The organism is Streptomyces sp. CA-250714 (assembly GCF_050936705.1).
Classification (GTDB): Bacteria; Actinomycetota; Actinomycetes; order Streptomycetales; family Streptomycetaceae; genus Streptomyces.
On sequence record NZ_JBNJMI010000002.1, the window covers coordinates 3,164,038 to 3,180,523 of the forward strand.

The 16,486-nt window shown below is 70.0% G+C and carries 13 protein-coding genes; 7 read left to right on the forward strand and 6 right to left on the reverse strand.

Annotated features, from left to right (window positions below):
* Positions 1–39 precede the first annotated feature (39 nt).
* Positions 40–2,859 (reverse strand): penicillin acylase family protein, encoded by a 2,820-nt coding sequence (locus ACQEU8_RS33020; RefSeq protein ID WP_433107658.1) that lies wholly within the window; start codon positions 2,857–2,859, stop codon positions 40–42.
* 380 nt (positions 2,860–3,239) lie between these two features.
* On the opposite strand from ACQEU8_RS33020, the gene ACQEU8_RS33025 reads away from it, so the two are divergent.
* The 6 genes from ACQEU8_RS33025 to mscL all read left to right on the forward strand — a co-directional run bounded on the left by ACQEU8_RS33025 (position 3,240) and on the right by mscL (position 9,311).
* Entirely contained in the window at positions 3,240–4,748 is a 1,509-nt protein-coding gene (locus ACQEU8_RS33025) for a potassium/proton antiporter (RefSeq protein ID WP_433108892.1), read from the forward strand.
* Between the two features lie 483 nt (positions 4,749–5,231).
* Positions 5,232–6,497 (forward strand): MFS transporter, encoded by a 1,266-nt coding sequence (locus ACQEU8_RS33030; protein WP_433108894.1) that lies wholly within the window; start codon positions 5,232–5,234, stop codon positions 6,495–6,497.
* 67 nt (positions 6,498–6,564) lie between these two features.
* Complete coding sequence (locus tag ACQEU8_RS33035) at positions 6,565–6,921, forward strand: FmdB family zinc ribbon protein (RefSeq protein ID WP_433107660.1); 357 nt, start codon at positions 6,565–6,567, stop codon at positions 6,919–6,921.
* 79 nt (positions 6,922–7,000) lie between these two features.
* The gene (locus ACQEU8_RS33040) at positions 7,001–7,837 is read left to right on the forward strand and encodes an S-methyl-5'-thioadenosine phosphorylase (RefSeq protein WP_433107662.1); all 837 of its coding nucleotides are present in this window, start codon (positions 7,001–7,003) and stop codon (positions 7,835–7,837) included.
* A gap of 241 nt (positions 7,838–8,078) precedes the next feature.
* Positions 8,079–8,561 carry a hypothetical protein gene (locus ACQEU8_RS33045; protein WP_433107664.1) on the forward strand — a complete coding sequence of 161 codons (483 nt, stop codon included), beginning with the start codon at positions 8,079–8,081 and terminating at the stop codon, positions 8,559–8,561.
* Between the two features lie 174 nt (positions 8,562–8,735).
* Positions 8,736–9,311: a large conductance mechanosensitive channel protein MscL gene (gene mscL, locus ACQEU8_RS33050; protein WP_433107666.1), complete on the forward strand. Its 576-nt coding sequence runs from the start codon at positions 8,736–8,738 to the stop codon at positions 9,309–9,311.
* Between the two features lie 85 nt (positions 9,312–9,396).
* Here the strand turns inward: mscL and ACQEU8_RS33055 are convergent, their stop codons facing one another.
* Positions 9,397–9,597: a hypothetical protein gene (locus ACQEU8_RS33055; RefSeq protein WP_433107668.1), complete on the reverse strand. Its 201-nt coding sequence runs from the start codon at positions 9,595–9,597 to the stop codon at positions 9,397–9,399.
* 47 nt (positions 9,598–9,644) lie between these two features.
* Here ACQEU8_RS33055 and ACQEU8_RS33060 point away from each other — a divergent pair, with 47 nt between their 5' ends.
* The gene (locus tag ACQEU8_RS33060) at positions 9,645–10,796 is read left to right on the forward strand and encodes a P1 family peptidase (RefSeq protein ID WP_433107670.1); all 1,152 of its coding nucleotides are present in this window, start codon (positions 9,645–9,647) and stop codon (positions 10,794–10,796) included.
* 152 nt (positions 10,797–10,948) lie between these two features.
* Here ACQEU8_RS33060 and ACQEU8_RS33065 read toward each other — a convergent pair whose 3' ends face one another.
* The 4 genes from ACQEU8_RS33065 to ACQEU8_RS33080 all read right to left on the reverse strand — a co-directional run bounded on the left by ACQEU8_RS33065 (position 10,949) and on the right by ACQEU8_RS33080 (position 16,162).
* Entirely contained in the window at positions 10,949–13,048 is a 2,100-nt protein-coding gene (locus ACQEU8_RS33065) for a fructose-specific PTS transporter subunit EIIC (RefSeq protein ID WP_433107672.1), read from the reverse strand.
* Positions 13,045–14,013, reverse strand: a complete 969-nt coding sequence (gene pfkB, locus ACQEU8_RS33070) for a 1-phosphofructokinase (protein ID WP_433107674.1) — start codon at positions 14,011–14,013, stop codon at positions 13,045–13,047. The genes ACQEU8_RS33065 and pfkB overlap by 4 nt, the downstream gene beginning before the upstream one ends.
* A gap of 98 nt (positions 14,014–14,111) precedes the next feature.
* Positions 14,112–14,873 (reverse strand): DeoR/GlpR family DNA-binding transcription regulator, encoded by a 762-nt coding sequence (locus tag ACQEU8_RS33075; RefSeq protein ID WP_433107676.1) that lies wholly within the window; start codon positions 14,871–14,873, stop codon positions 14,112–14,114.
* 272 nt (positions 14,874–15,145) lie between these two features.
* A complete protein-coding gene (locus ACQEU8_RS33080) occupies positions 15,146–16,162 on the reverse strand; it encodes a sigma-70 family RNA polymerase sigma factor (protein ID WP_433107678.1) in 1,017 nt (338 codons plus the stop codon).
* Positions 16,163–16,486: the final 324 nt, after the last annotated feature.

Consider the following 16,486-nt stretch of genomic DNA (forward strand, 5'->3'; position numbering starts at 1 on the left):
CCGGCATCAAGGGCTGATGCCGGCCAGGCGTGAGGGCGGTCAGGGTGTGAGGGCCATCTGGTCCTCGGTGGCCTTGTTGACCGCCTTCTCGCTGTAGGGCCACTTCAGGAACTCGCCCTTGGCCCACTTGTCGGTCTGGTCTGTGTAGTGCGCGTTGTAGGCGTGTCCGGACGCTCCGGTGAGGTTGATCCACCGGGAGTTGTCCATGTCGTCCAGGTCGACGACCATCCGCATGGACGGCACCCAGGTCACGTCGTACCCGCCCGCCGCGTTCCAGCCGGTGGCGTTGACGGCTGCCTCACCGCCGCCCAGGTCCCAGGGGCCGCGGTTGAGCAGCCACTGCATGAAGCCAGGTCCGTCGGTGCCGATCGTCTGGTTCTTGAGCATCAGCCGGTGCAGCCTGCCCCAGCTCCAGGTGTTGATGTCCTTGCCGAGCTTGGAGGTGAGCTCCCAGCGTGCGTCCTTCATGGCGTGCGCCAGCAGGTCGTCGCGGTTCTTGTCGCCCTTGCGGGTCGAGGTGTCGCGTGTCTTCCACCACTCGCTGTCGGGCTGCTTGAGCAGTTTGCGTACGACCTCGAACCAGCGGTCCCCGCCGTCGGGCTGTGCGTCATCAGGGGCGCGCTGGCCGCACTCGCGCACCAGTCGCTGGTTTCCGTTCAGGTCGTCGACCGGGCCGGAGTCGTCGGAGGGCGCGACGTACAGACAGTCGCCCTTGACCCGCAGTTCCTTGGGCAGCTTGTCGCCGAAGGCGAGCTTGAGGAGGTTGCGCCAGACAGCGTTGAAATAGGCGGCGGGCGCCGAGTCGGAGTCCTGGGTGTAGTCCCAGCCCTCCAGCAGCTTCTGCGCGTTGCGGACGTACTTGTCGTCGACCTCGATCTTCAGCAGATAGGGCACCAGCAGCTTGGCGATCTCGCTGCTGTTGTCCATCTGCATCGTCTCCATGTCGGCCATGGAGATCTTCCCGCCGTCCTTGATCTTCGACTGGATGAGGTCGTTGATCCGCTGGCTGCGTGCTCCGTAGCCCCAGTCGTCGGTGAGCAGGTAGGGGTATTTCTCGCGGTCCACGACGGCCTGGTTGGCGGTCACGATGTAGCCGCGCTTGGGGTTGTACTCCCATGGGAGGGCGCGCTGGGGGATGTAGCCCTTCCAGCGGTAGGCGGGGTCCCAGCCGGGCGCGGGGTAGCGTCCGTCGCCCTTGCCGCGCACCGGGATGCGGCCGGGTGCCTGGTAGCCGATGTTGCCCTTGGTGTCGGCGTAGATGAGGTTCTGCGAGGGGACGGCGAAATCGCGGGCGGCCGAGCGGAATTCGGAGAAGTTGGAGGCCCGGTTGAGCTTGAAGACCGCGTCCATGGTCTTGGAGGGCTCCAGCGCGGTCCACCGCAGTGAGACGGCGTAGCCGTCGCCGCGGTCGGGTGCGGCGTTGCCGACGGGTGACTTGTCGCCGACCTTGCGCAGTTCCTTGTCGCGGTCGGAGATGATCGGCCCGTTGTTGGTCTCGCGCACGGTGATGGTGCGGTCCTTGCCGCCGGCGACCTTGATGGTCTCCTCGCGGGTGCGGTACGGCACTTGCTTGCCGTCGTAGAGGTACTTCCCGTCGCGGACCTTCTCCAGGTAGAGATCGGTCACGTCGGCGCCGAGGTTGGTCATGCCCCAGGAGATCTGCTGGTTGTGGCCGATGACGACGCCGGGCATGCCGGAGAAGGTGAAGCCGGAGACGTCGAAGGGGCAGGACTTGTCCACCGAACGGCAGTGCAGGCCCATCTGGTACCAGACGGAGGGCAGTTGCGGTGCCAGGTGCGGGTCGTTGGCCAGCAGCGGCTTGCCGGTGGTCGTGTATTTCCCGGAGACCACCCAGGAGTTGGAGCCGATGCCGCTGCCGTTCGGGCCGAGCAGTCCGGGGATCTCGTCCAGCTTCTCGGCCACGGCACCCATCTGCGTGCTGGCGCCCTGAGCCGCCTCACCGGCCCCCTGAGCGCCGTTCGTACCCCCGGAGGCGCCGGGAGTCGTCCCGCCCGCTCCGGAGCCCGCAACGGGCTGCTCACCGCCTGTGCCGGGCTGTCCGGTTCCTGGGCCGTCCGATCCGCCCTGTGAACCGGCCTCGTCGCCCTCGGCCTTCGGGTCGAACTTCTTCGTGGTGGGGTCGACCGCACCCTTGTCGAGTATGGGCTTGTTCCTGTCGAACGGGTACTCCGGGTACAGGTCCTCGATCTGCTCCTTGTCCAGACGGCTGGTCATCAGCGCCCGGTCGGTCTCGTCCGACAGATTGCCGCGCAGGTCCCAGGCCATGGCCTTGAGCCAGGCGACGGAGTCCACCGGGGACCAGTCGGCGGGCTGGTAGTCCGTGCCCGCGAGGTCGAGAGCCGCGTACTCGACGGAGAGCGCCGAGCCCTTGTGGTCCTTGAGGTAGGCGTTGACGCCCGCGGAGTAGGACTTGAGGAACTTCTTGGTCTCCTGCGGGAGTTGCGCGTACTCCTTCTCGGCCGCCTTGCGCCAGCCGAGGGTGCGCAGAAACGCGTCGGTCTGCACCTGGCCGTCACCGAACATCTCCGAGAGCCGCCCGGCGGTCATGTGGCGGCGTACGTCCATCTCCCAGAAGCGGTCCTGCGCCTGGACATACCCCTGGGCCAGGAAGAGGTCCTTGGAGTTGTCGGCGTAGATCTGCGGAATGCCGCTGCTGTCCCGCTTCACGCTCACCGGGGCGGCCAGTCCCTTGAGTTTGAGCGTTCCGGTGGTCTGCGGGAAGGAGTCCCGGACGGTGCTGATGCCCCAGTAGGTGCCACCGCCGATGCCTGCCACGAGCAGCAGCACGACGACGATCACGATGAGGCGGGCGCGTCGCGAGGTCTTCTTGGCGGGCATCGCTGTCCTTCGAGGGGCAGGGTGGACCTTGACTGAGGGGACCGGACGGGCGCGGTCCGTACGGAGCAACCATAGGCCGACCCCCGATGGGCCCGGACAGCGAGTCACCCCCTACGAAATTCTCCCGGGGGCATATTCAAGCAATGGTAAATTGTTAGCTACCCAAACGAACTAGTCGTTGCCGGACAACCGTCCGGGAGCCGCGCCTCGCCATGGGCGAGGCGTTAAGAACGCGTCAGGAAAATGTCAGGAGGCCGTCAGAACCACCCCACGCAGCAACTCGCCCACTCAAGAAACCGCGCTCCTGCGCCGATTCCCCGCGCTCGGAGCACCCGACTCGTGCACTCAAGGAGAGAGCCCCGGCCAGAGAGGACCGTGCCCTGACCGTCCACAGCCTCAACCAGCTCCTGCTCTTCAGCGCCCTCGTCCTGCTCATCGCCGTCGTGGCGGTCCGTCTCTCCTCGCGCAGCGGGCTGCCCAGCCTGCTCGTCTACCTGGGGATAGGCATCGCCATAGGGCAGGACGGCATCGGCTTCGGCTTCTCCGACGCCGCGCTGACCCAAGTCCTCGGATACACCGCCCTGGTGGTGATCCTCGCCGAGGGCGGGCTCGGTACGAAGTGGCGCGACATCCGCCCCGCCATCCCCGCGGCCGCCGTACTGTCGACATTCGGCGTGGCCATCAGTGTGACCGTCACGGCGCTGGCCGCACACTATCTGGTCGGCCTCGACTGGCAGGCGTCGCTCCTGATGGGTGCCGTGGTCTCCTCGACCGACGCCGCGGCCGTCTTCTCCGTCCTGCGCAGAGTGCCGCTGCCCAAGCGGCTCACCGGCATACTCGAAGCCGAGTCCGGGTTCAACGACGCGCCTGTCGTGCTGCTTGTCGTCACCTTCTCCTCACTCGGCACCGAGCACCACACCTGGTACTTCCTGCTGGGCGAGATCCTTCTGGAGCTCGCCATCGGACTGGTGGTGGGCCTTGTCGTCGGAAAGCTCGGCGAGCTGGGCATGCGCCATGTGGCACTGCCCGCGTCCGGGCTGTATCCCATCGCCGTGCTGGCACTGTGCTTCCTGGCGTACGCGGGAGGTGCGATTGCGCACGGTTCCGGCTTCCTCGCCGTCTATGTGGCGGCGCTGATCCTGGGAAACGGCAAACTGCCGCACCGTCCTGCTGTACGGGGCTTCGCCGACGGCGTGGCCTGGATGGCGCAGATCGGTCTGTTCGTCCTGCTGGGACTGCTGGTGACCCCGCACGACCTGTGGAAGGACTTCTGGCCCGCCATACTGATCGGGCTGGCCCTCAGCCTGGTCGCCCGCCCGCTGTCGGTCTTCCTGTGCCTGGACCGGTTCCGTATGCCCTGGCAGGACAAGGCGCTGCTCTCCTGGGCCGGACTGCGGGGCGCTGTGCCCATTGTGCTGGCGACCATCCCGATGGTCGCCGAGGTCGAGGGCAGCCAGCGCATCTTCAACATCGTCTTCGTGCTGGTCGTCGTCTTCACCGTGCTCCAGGGGCCCACACTGCCCTGGCTGGCGCGGAAGCTGCGACTGGACGAGAGGGACGAGGCGGCGGACCTGGACATCGAGTCCGCGCCCCTGGAGCGGCTGCGCGGACACCTGCTGTCCGTCGCCATCCCGCCCTCCTCCCGGATGCACGGCGTGGAGGTCACCGAACTGCGCCTCCCCGCGGGCGCCGCCGTCACCCTGGTGGTGCGCGAGGGCACGAGTTTCGTGCCCCTGCCCTCCACGGTGCTGCGGCACGGTGACGAGCTCCTGGTGGTGACGACCGACCAGGTGCGCGACGCGACCGAACGGCGGCTGCTGTCGGTCAGCCGCGGTGGCAAGCTCGCCGGCTGGCTGGGCTCGGGAGGGAGCACAGCAGTGCGCCGCTGATTGCCGGGCGGTGCGGCGGGCGGGCCGGCTGGTGCGCGGTTGCCGGGCCGAGTGCGGGTTCGCTGCCGGATTGAAGGCGGTTCGTTGCTCCGGGCTGAGGTCGGGTTCGCTGCCGGACCGAGGGCCGGTCGTTGCTCCGGGCTGCGGGCCGGTTTCGCGCCGGGCTTGTGGCACGTTTTACGAAAAACTGCTTCTGACCGTATCCTCAGGTCGGAAAGATTCACCCCGTCTCTGCCTGAAGCAGAGCTGGCGCGACCGCTCGGCGGCCACGGTCCGGAAAGCCCACCCCTGCACCGGACCGGGTATCTACCCCGGTCCTGCGCGAGAGGACAGCTCTCGGCGCGTCACCCTGAACGCGCTACCAGGCGGCAGAAAGGCCCGGCCGTGGAATCCCCGGCCACCGAGACCAACCACGCACAGACCGACGAGGCACGCGAGAACCGGCGCTCCAGTCGCTCCTCCGAGCGCCCCGGATACGGGCAGCTGCTGCGCACCGAAGGCGCCTGGTCCTTCCTGCTGCCGGGCTTCCTGGCACGCCAGCCCTACGCGATGCTGACCATCAGCATCGTGCTGCTCGTCCAGCACACCACCGGATCGTTCGGACTGGCGGGCGCCGTGTCCGCGACTGCGGGCATCGCCATGGCCCTCATCGCGCCGCAGAGCGGCAGGCTCGCCGACCGGTTCGGGCAGGGCGCCGTCCTCGTCCCCCAGGTGTTCCTGCACGCGCTCACTGTCGGAGCGCTGGTCTCCGCCGCTCTCCTGGACGCGCCGCTGTGGGCGCTGTTCGTCGCAGCAGTGCCGGCGGGCGCCACCGCGCCACAGATCAGCCCCATGGTGCGCGCCCGGTGGGCGGCACGGTTGCAGGGGTCACCGCTGATGACGACGGCAGCTGCCTTCGAGTCGGTGGCGGACGAGTTCACGTTCGTGGTCGGCCCGGTGCTCGCCACGGCACTGTGCACGGGGGTGCATCCGGCCGCGGGTCTCGCCGCCGAGGCGGGTGTCTCGCTGGTGGGCGGGCTGGTCTTCGCCGCGCAGCGCGGTACACAGCCGCTGCCGGTCCACGCGGCCGCGGGCGAGCAGGGCCACGCCACCGCCCCGCAGCACGCGGGGCGGCCGACCTCCGCACTGTCCGTGCCGGGAGCGCGTGTGCTGGTCGCAGCAGTGCTCGGCATCGGGATGGTCTTCGGCGGTATGCAGGTCTCGCTCACCGCGTTCACCGAGTCGATCGGCCGGCCGGGCATCAACGGCGTGATGTACGGGGTCTTCGCGGCGGGCAACATGCTGGCGGCCGTCGCCGTGGGTGCCATCCGATGGAAGCGCGGTCCGCAGACCCGGCTGCTGGTCGCCTACCCCGGTTTGGTGGTTGCCGCTGCGCTGGTGGCGCTGGCAGCGCAACTGGGCCCGTGGGCCGTGCTGCTGGGCGCGCTGGGGACGCTGATCGGGCTGTGTGTGGCCCCGTGCATGATCACGTGCTTCACGCTGATCGAGACGCTGGTTCCGGCGGGCTCCCGTACGGAGGCGTTCACCTGGCTGACGGGCGCGGTCGCGCTGGGCCAGGCGGCGGGCTCGACAGTGGCGGGTCAGCTCGCGGACCACTCGGGAGCCGGCGTCGGTTTCCTCACCCCGCTGGCCGGTACCGGCCTGGCCCTGCTTGTACTGCTGGCCTTCAGGAAGGCGCTGCATCCGCCGCACAATGGGCGGGTCGCGGCACGTGGGCTGGGTCACCGAACGACGGTCCCAGTGGACTGACGCGCGGGAATGCTGCACTATGGAGCGTTGTTAGCACTCAACAAGTGAGAGTGCCAGGAGGAAGAACGTGCCGACGTACCAGTACCAGTGCACCGAGTGCGGCGAGGGCCTCGAGGTGGTGCAGAAGTTCACGGACGACTCGCTGACCGAATGCCCCAGCTGCCAGGGCAACCTGAAAAAGGTCTTCTCGGCGGTCGGCATCGTCTTCAAGGGCTCCGGCTTCTACCGCAACGACAGCCGCAGCTCCTCCTCAAGTAGCAGCACCGCCGCCAAGGGCTCCTCGGACTCGTCCGCCAAGAACGGCGACTCCAAGAGCTCGTCCTCCGCTTCGGACTCGTCGTCCTCCGGCTCGTCCTCCTCGGAGTCGAAGTCGTCCGGCAAGAGCGACAGCAAGAGCACAGCCAAGGCGGGCACTTCGGCCTGAGCCGCCGCTCCGCGGGCCTGGCAACGGGCCCGCTCACTCCCCCTGCCCAGCGCCAGGCGTACGCCCTTAGGGTGACCGCATGAGCGAACAGGCAGAGATCGGCGTCATCGGCGGTTCCGGCTTCTACTCCTTCCTCGACGATGTGACCGAGGTCACCGTCGAGACGCCCTATGGGCCGCCGAGTGACTCGCTCTTCCTGGGGGAGACCGGCGGCCGCCGGGTCGCCTTCCTCCCGCGCCACGGCCGCGGCCACCACCTGCCGCCGAACCGCATCAACTACCGCGCCAACATCTGGGCGCTGCGTTCGGTGGGCGTACGGCAGATCATCGCGCCCTGTGCGGTGGGCGGCCTCCAGCCGCAGTACGGCCCTGGCACGCTCGTGGTGCCGGACCAGTTGGTGGACCGTACGAAGTCGCGGCAGCAGACCTTCTTCGACGGAGAAACCCTCACCGACGGCACCATCCCCCAGGTCGTCCACGTCGCCTTCGCCGACCCGTACTGCGAGGCCGGCCGGCAGGCCGCGCTGCGGGCTGCCCGCGGCCAGGGCTGGGAGGCGGTGGACGGCGGCACGATGTGTGTCATCGAGGGCCCGCGGTTCTCCACCCGCGCCGAGTCCCGCTGGCATGCGGCACAGGGCTGGGCCGTCGTGGGCATGACCGGGCATCCCGAGGCGATCCTCGCCCGTGAGCTGGAGCTGTGCTACTCCTCCTTGGCCCTGGTCACGGACCTGGACGCGGGCGCCGAGGCCGGTGACGGCGTCTCCCACGAGGAGGTGCTGCGCGTCTTCGGCGAGAACATCGGGCGGCTGCGCGGGGTTCTTTTCGACGCGGTACGCGAACTGCCCGCCGCGGACGAGCGCAAGTGCGAGTGCGGGGCGGCGCTGGGCGGGCTGGAGCCCGGGATAACGCTGCCCTGACCGGGCCCGTCCCCCTGCCGGGTGACGGAGTTGTCCACAACTGCCCAGTCATCCACAGATTTCCGGGGCCGTCAGCGGGATTCCGGTGAGGGGTTCACCGTGGTCACCGAAGGCCGTGACCAGGCGGTGCTTCTCCCTGTGATGGCTGGTGGTGAGCGTCGTGCCCCGATCCCGGAACCCGGTTCCCGAGCATTCCCCTTCCCGTACGCGGCCGCGCGCCCCCGTTCCCGACTTCCCGCCCGTGCGTGCCGGACGGGGTGCCCGTCGGCGGCGGGGAGCCGGCGGCCGCCGCAGGGTCCTCGCCGCCGCGCTTGCCGTCTCCGCGGCGGGCCTGGCGGTCGCCGCCCCGGGCGGCGGTGCGGCAGATGACGACGGCAGGGGTGGGTCCGGCAGCCCCGGGGAGCGGCAGGGCGCTGAGAGATCGGTCACGGAGCAGGGTGCGCAGACGGCTCCCGTCTCCGCGCCCGTACGGATCGCCGACCCGGCAACGGTCCGGCTCCTGCACCCCGGCGACCGGATCGATGTGCTGGCGAGCACGTCCAAGAGCGCTTCCGCCCGGGTGGTGGCAGCAAATGTCCGAGTGGCCCATGTGCCGAAGTACGGCGACACTGTCTCGGTCGGCGGAGCCGAGGGCGCTTTGATCGTCGTCGTCGTGCCTCGGCGCACAGCGGCAGCACTTGCGGGCGCCGCGGCGAAGTCCCGGCTGGCGGTGACGCTGTGCTGAGCCGTCTGCTGCCCCTGTCACACCGTGGGCGCCGGGGTCGTATGTGCATGGACCACCGTGTTCGGGGGCAGGTGAGCCGCCGGTCCCGTCCGTGGGCGCTGTCCGCAGTGCCGTGTGCCCTCGGTCTCCCGCTCGCAGTCAGCATCGTCACTTGGTTCTGGAAGAGGAAGTCCGTTGAGCAACGACGCACCCGCACCCGAGAAGAAGGGCGTCCTGGCCGGCTTCAAGGAATTCCTGATGCGCGGCAACGTGGTCGAACTGGCCGTTGCCGTGGTCGTCGGAGCAGCCTTCAGCAAGATCGTCGACGCAGTCGTCAACGGCTTCATCAACCCACTGGTGGGCGCCATCGGGACCAAGGACCTGGACAAGTACCGCTCCTGCCTCAAGGGTCCCTGCGAGATCAGCCCGACCGGCGAGGTCACCACGGGCATCACGATCCACTGGGGCCCGGTGCTCAGCGCGACCCTCACCTTCCTGATCACGGCGGCGGTCGTCTACTTCCTGATGATCCTGCCGATGAACAAGTTCAAGGAGCGGCAGCTGGCCAAGGCCGGTCCGGCGGAGGTGCCCAAGACCGAGGTCGAGCTGCTCACGGAGATCCGCGACGTGCTGCTCGCGCAGCGCGCGGCCGGGGACGGCTTCCCCGGCGCCCAGGGCGGTTCCGCACCGGTCGGCCCGGACGGCTCGGCCGTCGGCCTGGACGGTTCGGTGGGGACGCAGCGCGACGGTGGCGTCAGTACGCACAAGTAGCGCAGTGGTTCGGGGGCGCAGTACCGCTAAACGGTCGGACAGCCCGGAGCTGTGTACGGGCGTCGGGCGCTGTGCTGGGGCGGGCTCAGAGGTGGTGGGGCGGCTTCTCGTCGAGGAAGCGCGCGAGGTCGCCGTCCGCTCCCCCGGAGACGCTGCCTGCCCCCTCGCCCCAGCCCCGGTCGGTGTCGTCGGAGGACGGGCGGCTCAGCGGGTCGTCGAAGACCAGCGAGGCTGCCGCGTCACGCGGCGTATCCGGACGGACGGAGGGCTGCGGGTCGGGGCTCATGGCTCAAGCGTACGGCCGCTGCAAGCGCCTGCTGGTATTGATGCTTCATGGACACTCACGACGCCCAGGGGCCGCGGCCCCCGCAGGAGCCGCCGACCGGTACGCGGGACGCGCTGACCGACGTGCCCGGCCTGCGCGTGGGCCACGCGCAGCGGACCGAGGACGGCTGGCTGACCGGTACGACCGTGGTGCTGGCTCCGCAGGAGGGCGCCGTCGCGGGGGTGGAAGCGCGGGGCGGGGCCCCGGGAACGCGCGAGACGGACGCCCTGGACCCGCGGAACCTGGTCGAGCGCATCCACGCAGTCGTCCTCAGCGGCGGCAGCGCGTTCGGCCTGGACGCCGCCTCGGGCGTGATGGGCTGGCTGGAGGAGCAGGGCCTGGGCGTACCGGTGAGCTCCGACCCCTCGCAGGTGGTGCCGGTGGTCCCGGCGGCGGTCATCTTCGACCTGGGCCGCGGGGGACGCTGGCAGGCGCGGCCGGACGCGGCGCTGGGTCGCCAGGCGGTGGAGGCCGCGGCGGCCACGGAGCCGGGGGCGGAGATCGCGGAAGGCAGTGTCGGTGCCGGGACGGGAGCTGTTGTCGGCGGCCTGAAGGGCGGAATAGGCACGGCGAGCACCCGGCTGGCCTCGGGAGTGGTGGTCGGCGCGCTGGTGGTCCTCAACGCGGCGGGGTCGGCGACGGACCCGGCGACAGGCGTCCTTTACGGCGAACTGGCCGACGGTCTGCCGCACATCCCGTCCGAGGACGAGCACGCCGAAGCCGAGATGCTGCGCTCGGAAGCGAAGGAGGAGACGGCCAGACGCGCCGCGGGGACGCTGCGGCCGGCGCTGAACACCACGCTCGTGGTGCTGGGGACGGACGCGTGTCTCAGCCGTCCACAGGCACAACGGCTGGCGGGCAGTGCCCACGACGGGCTGGCCAGGGCGGTGCGTCCGGTGCATCTGATGCACGACGGGGACACGGCCTTCGCGCTGGCCACGAGCGCACGCGAGCTGCGAGGCGGCGAGTTCAACGAGGTACTGGCCGCAGGCGCCGACGTGGTGACCCGGGCAGTGGTGAAGGCGGTGCGGGCCGCAGGTGGTGTGGACGGACCCGGCGGCGTCTTTCCCTCGTACACCGACCTCTACGGTCCCGCGCTGTCCGGAGCGGAGGAGGACGGTTCCCCGGAGGAGCACCGGGAGCACGGCGCCGGGAGCTGACGGAGCCGTGGCGCGGGAGGCCGACGGGAGCGTGGTTCCGGCAGCCGACGGGAGCCCGGCGTCGCGAGACGGAGAGGACGCCGGCCGGGGCGGCCCCGGCGACGGACCGTGGAACGGTTCCGCCGCCGGGTGGACCACCGGGTGCGAGCGGATCAGACGCCCGCCGGAACGCGAGCCTCCGAGCTCTTCTGCCCCGGGGTGCTCTCCGCCTTCGGTGCCTGCTTGCGTGCGCCCTTCAGGATGAGCGTCAGGCCTGTGGTGACGACGGTCCCGGCCGCGATCGCGACGAGGTAGAGCAGCGGGGAGCCGATCAGCGGCACGACGAAGATGCCGCCGTGGGGCGCCCGCAGTGTGCTCCCGAAGGCCATCGAGAGCGCACCTGTGACGGCTCCGCCCGCCATAGAGGCCGGGATCACCCGCAGCGGGTCGGCGGCGGCGAACGGAATGGCTCCCTCGCTGATGAAGGAGGCGCCGAGCACCCACGCGGCCTTGCCGTTCTCCCGTTCGGTCTTGGTGAAGAGGCTTCCGCGCACGGTCGTGGCGAGCGCCATGCCCAGGGGCGGCACCATGCCGGCGCCCATGGCGGCGGCCATCACCATCAGGCTGCCATTGCTGGGGTCGGCGCTGGCGATGCCGCCGGTGGCGAAGGTGTAGGCGACCTTGTTGACGGGCCCGCCCAGGTCGAAGCACATCATCAAGCCGATGAGCAGCCCGAGCAGAATGGCGTTGGTGCCGGTCAGCCCGCTCAGCCAGTCGGTCATGGCCTTCTGCGCGGTGGCGATCGGCTTGCCGACGACGACGAACATCAGCGCACCGACGATCGCCGACGAGATCAGTGGGATGACGACGACGGGCATGATGCCGCGCAGTACGGCCGGAATGTTGATCTTCTGGATGGCCATCACGAGCCCGCCCGCGAGCAGACCCGCCACCAGACCGCCGAGGAAGCCCGCCTCGATCTGGACGGCGACGGCGCCGCCCACGAAACCGGGCACGAGGCCGGGCCGGTCGGCCATGCCGTAGGCGATGTACCCGGCGAGTACGGGCACGAGGAAGCCGAAGGCGAGCCCGCCGATCTGGTTGAGCAGGGCGGCCCAGCTGTGGGCCTCGCTCCACACGAAGTGGTCGGCGACGGACTTGGCGTCGGCGACCTCGTAGCCGCCGATGGCGAACGACAGGGCGATCAGGAGTCCGCCCGCAGCGACGAACGGAACCATGTAGCTGACGCCGGTCATCAGCCAGGTGCGCAGCCGGGTTCCGTACCCGTCCCCTTCGGCGGCCCCCTCGTCCATGGGGGCGCCGGCAGCGGACTTGGGCGCGGTCTCACCGCGTTCGGCCTTGCTGCGCGCCTCTGCGATGAGTTCGGCGGGACGGTTGATGGCGGCCTTGACTCCCACATCGACGGTGGGCTTGCCGGCGAAGCGCTCCCGTTCCCGTACTTCGACGTCGTGGGCGAAGATCACGGCGTCGGCGGAGGCGATCACCGAGGGGTCGAGCCGCTGGAAACCGGCGGAGCCCTGGGTCTCGACCGTGATCACGGTGCCGGACCCGCTCTCCTCGGCTGCTCTCTCCAGGGACTCGGCGGCCATGTAGGTGTGGGCGATCCCGGTGGGGCAGGAGGTGACAGCGACGATCCGGAAGGGCTCGGAGGCCGGCGCCGCGTCGCCCCGATCGCCGGGCTCCTGCGGCTGCGCCGGGGCCTGGGTGCGCACCGGCTCCGGCGGCTGTGGTCCCGTCCCGTTGGGCGCCGACTCGTCGCTCGTCTCGTTCGGTGCTTCGGGCTGCTCGGCCGACGAGGGGGTGGCCGACTCGGCGTCCCCGCGTATGAGCGCACTCGCCCGCTCGGGGTCCGTCACGGTGCGGAGGGCGGCGGTGAACTCGGGGTCGGCCAAGTGGCGGGCGAGCGAGGACAGGATGGTCAAGTGGTCGCTGTCCGCGCCGTCGGGGGCCGCGATCAGGAAGACGAGGTCCGCCGGACCGTCCGCGGCACCGAAGTCGATGGGCGAGCGGGGACGGCCGAAGGCCAGCGTGGGTTCGGTGACGTGAGTGCTGCGGCAGTGGGGTATGCCGATGCCTCCTTCGAGGCCTGTCGGCATCTGTGCCTCGCGGGCCTCGACATCGGCGAGGAAACCCTCGAGGTCGGTGACACGACCCAGCGACACCATCCGCTCGGCGAGCGAGCGAGCGGCATCGGACTTGGTGGTTGCGGACAGATCGAGATCGACCAGCTCCGCTGTAATCAACTGGCTCATCGGACGGCTCCGTTGACATTGGGGAGAAGGGGGAGGTCCAGGGGGACGTCGGTGGTCACGGTGACCGCTTCCGGACGGATGTCGTCCGGGGTGGGCATCTGGCTGCCGGGAAGCTGGACGGCGGCCGCGCCATGTGCGACGGCGGAGACCAGCGCCTGGGCGCGGGCGCCGCCGGCCGTCAGGAATCCCGCAAGCGAGGCGTCGCCCGCGCCCACATCGCTGCGGACGGTGGCGACGGGGGCGGTCGCGAAGTAGGTGCCGGTGTCGTCCACGAGGAGCTGTCCCGTGGCACCGAGGCTGGCCAGTACCGCTCCCGCGCCCGCCGCCCGTACCTCGTCGGCTGCCTTGACGGCGTCTCCGACAGTGGTGAGGGGGCGGCCGACGGCCTCGGCGAGCTCGTCGGCGTTGGGCTTGACCACGTCGGGCTGCGCGGGGAGGGCTGCCGCGAGAGCGGGTCCCGAGGTGTCAAGTGCGACCCGGACACCGTTCTCGCGGGCCCGGGCGACAACTGCCGCGTACCACTCGTGGGAGAGGCCGCGCGGAAGGCTGCCGCAGCACACGAGCCAGCGTGCCTGGCTCCTGGCTGCTTCTGCGGCGAGCGTGTCCAGGAGCGCCTGGGACTCGGCGGCGCCGATATCGGGCCCAGCGGCATTGATCTTGGTCAGGGCACCGTCCGGTTCGGCCAGGGCGATGTTGACACGGGTCGAGCCCCGCACCGGTACACCGGCGACCGCGATGCCGAGGTCGCTGAGGAGTTGCGAAAGGAGGGCACCTTCGGGGCCACCGACGGGGAGTACCGCGACCGTGGGGTGCCCCGCCGCTGCCACCGCGCGGGAGACGTTGACGCCCTTGCCGCCCGGATCGACACGGTCGGCACCGGCCCGCAGCACAGCTCCGCGGTCCAGGGCGGGGATCTCGTACGTGCGGTCGAGGCTGGGGTTGGGGGTGACGGTGAGGACGGTCATGGGCGGGTCCAGGGAGTCGTTGCGGTACGCCGGAGCGACGGCGGGAGGGGAGGGGGTGGGGGCGGGGGTGGGGGGCCGGGGGGCGAAGGGAAGGGGCGTCAGACGCGTTTGACGTTGGTCCCCTGGGCTTCGATGGCTCGCGCCTCGTCCAAGCTCAGGCCGGTGTCGGTGATGAGGAGGTCGACCTGTGAGAGGTCACCGAAGCGGGCGAAGTACTCCTGTCCCGCTTTGGTGGAGTCAGCGAGCAGGACCACATGCCGGGCTGCCGCCATGATCGTGCGCTTGACGGCCGCCTCGGCCAGGTCGGGGGTGGTGAGCCCGCCGTCGACGGAGAAACCGTTGGTGGCGAGGAAGAGGACGTCGGCCTTGATCTCGCCGTAGGTCCGCAGGGCCCACGCGTCGACGGCTGCGCGGGTGCGGTGTCGTACTCGTCCGCCGACTATGTGCAGCTCGATTCCGGCGTGGTCGGCCAGCCGGGCTGCGGTGGGCAGGGCGTGGGTGACAACCGTCAGGGTGGCGTCGATGGGAATGGCCGTCGCGAGCCGGGCCGTGGTGCTGCCGGCGTCGAGTACGACGCTGCCTTCTCGGGGCAGTTCGGCGAGGGCGGCCTGCGCGATGCGGTCCTTCTCCTCGGTCGCCGCGGACTCCCGGGCAGCCAGGTCGGGCTCGAAGTCGAGGCGTCCTGCGGGTATGGCACCGCCGTGGACGCGGCGCACCAGTCCAGCGCGGTCCAGGGCCTTGAGGTCGCGGCGCACCGTCTCGGCGGTGACATCGAACTCGGCCGCCAGGGACGGCACGTCGACGCGGCCTTGCTCTTCCGCAATGCGGAGGATGGCCTGCTGTCGCTCCGGTGCGTACATGTGGGTTCAGGTCCGTTCCGTGCCCGGCTGTGTGGGTTCTCCGTGAGACTACGACCGCGTGTCCGGAAAGTAAACACGTTCGGGCATCACTTCGGGCGCGAACGGACAACGGGGGGGACGGAACGGAAAGGGAAAGGGCGAGGGCGGGGGCCGGGGCGGGGCCCTACGAGAGATGTGGCAGCAAAGAGCCCCGGCGCTCGGGGGAAGGCACCGGGGCTCGTCTATGGGGCCGACGACGATGGGGGAGGCTCGGGGAGCCGCCCGGCGAAGGGTTATGCCGCCTCGTCGAAGCCCGTGGCATGGGCCATCTTCTTCAGTTCCAGAAGGGCATGCTTCTCGATCTGGCGGATGCGCTCCCGGGTGAGGCCGTGCTGCTTGCCGACCTCGGTGAGGGTGCGCTCACGCCCGTCAACCATGCCGTAGCGGGCCTTGATGATCGAGGCCGTGCGGTCGTCGAGCCTGCCGATGAGGTCGTCGAGCTCCTCCCGGCGCAGCACCGTGAGCACGGACTGCTCGGGGGAGGCCGCCGAGGTGTCCTCCAGCAGGTCGCCGAACTGGGTCTCGCCCTCGTCGTCGACCGACATGTTTAGGCTGACCGGGTCGCGGGCCCAGTCGAGCACGTCGGTGACACGCTCCGGGGTGGAGTTGAGCTCCGCTGCGACCTCCTCCGGCTCCGGATCGCGGCCGTGCTCGCGGTTGAACTCGCGCTGCACCCGGCGAATCCGGCCCAGCTCCTCCACCAGGTGGACGGGGAGCCGGATGGTGCGGGACTGGTCGGCGATGGAGCGGGTGATGGCCTGACGGATCCACCACGTCGCGTATGTGGAGAACTTGAAGCCCTTGGTGTAGTCGAACTTTTCCACCGCGCGCACGAGTCCGGCGTTCCCCTCCTGGATCAGGTCCAGCAGGGGCAGGCCGCTGCGCGGGTAGCGGCGGGCCACAGCCACCACAAGGCGCAGGTTGGAGCGGATGAAGATGTCCTTCGCCCGCTCGCCCTCGGCCACGATGGCCTCCAGCTCCTCACGGCTGGCGGTCGCGCTGGGCGAGTCGCTCGAAACCGGCTTCTCGAGACCGGCCAGGATACGCTGGGCGTAGACGCCCGCTTCTATCGCGAGCGACAGCTCGACTTCCTTGGCAGCGTCCAGCAGCGGCGTACGGGCGATCTCGTCGAGATACATGCCGACCAGGTCGCGGTCCGCGACTTCGCTGCCAGCGGCGCGAACACTGCTTGCCGTGTCGGAGACACCGGTCGTGTTCTCCTGACGACGGGCGACGGCACGGGTTGCCATGCGTGCTCCCTTGCGAGTGGTCTGAAAACTTTGGCCTGGTGGCTGACTCGGACACTTCACGAGTGCCCGCCTTGCGTAGATGTCAACGGCTGGAATCCGGACTAAATTCCCAACCCGCGCAACATTTTTCCGATCATGCAGTAGACTGCGCGGCTACCCATGCGGGCAGGACGGTGACAGAGTGCACTCAGGTGCTGGTCGGAGCGGTGTGGAGCTGCTCCGGGCAAGCTGTCGGGACCACTCCGCGGCCGCCGGGCGGGCCTCGTCGTCGACGCCCTTCACCCGAGTAGACGGCTGGTGTTCCCTCTTGGTTGCGTGACCCTC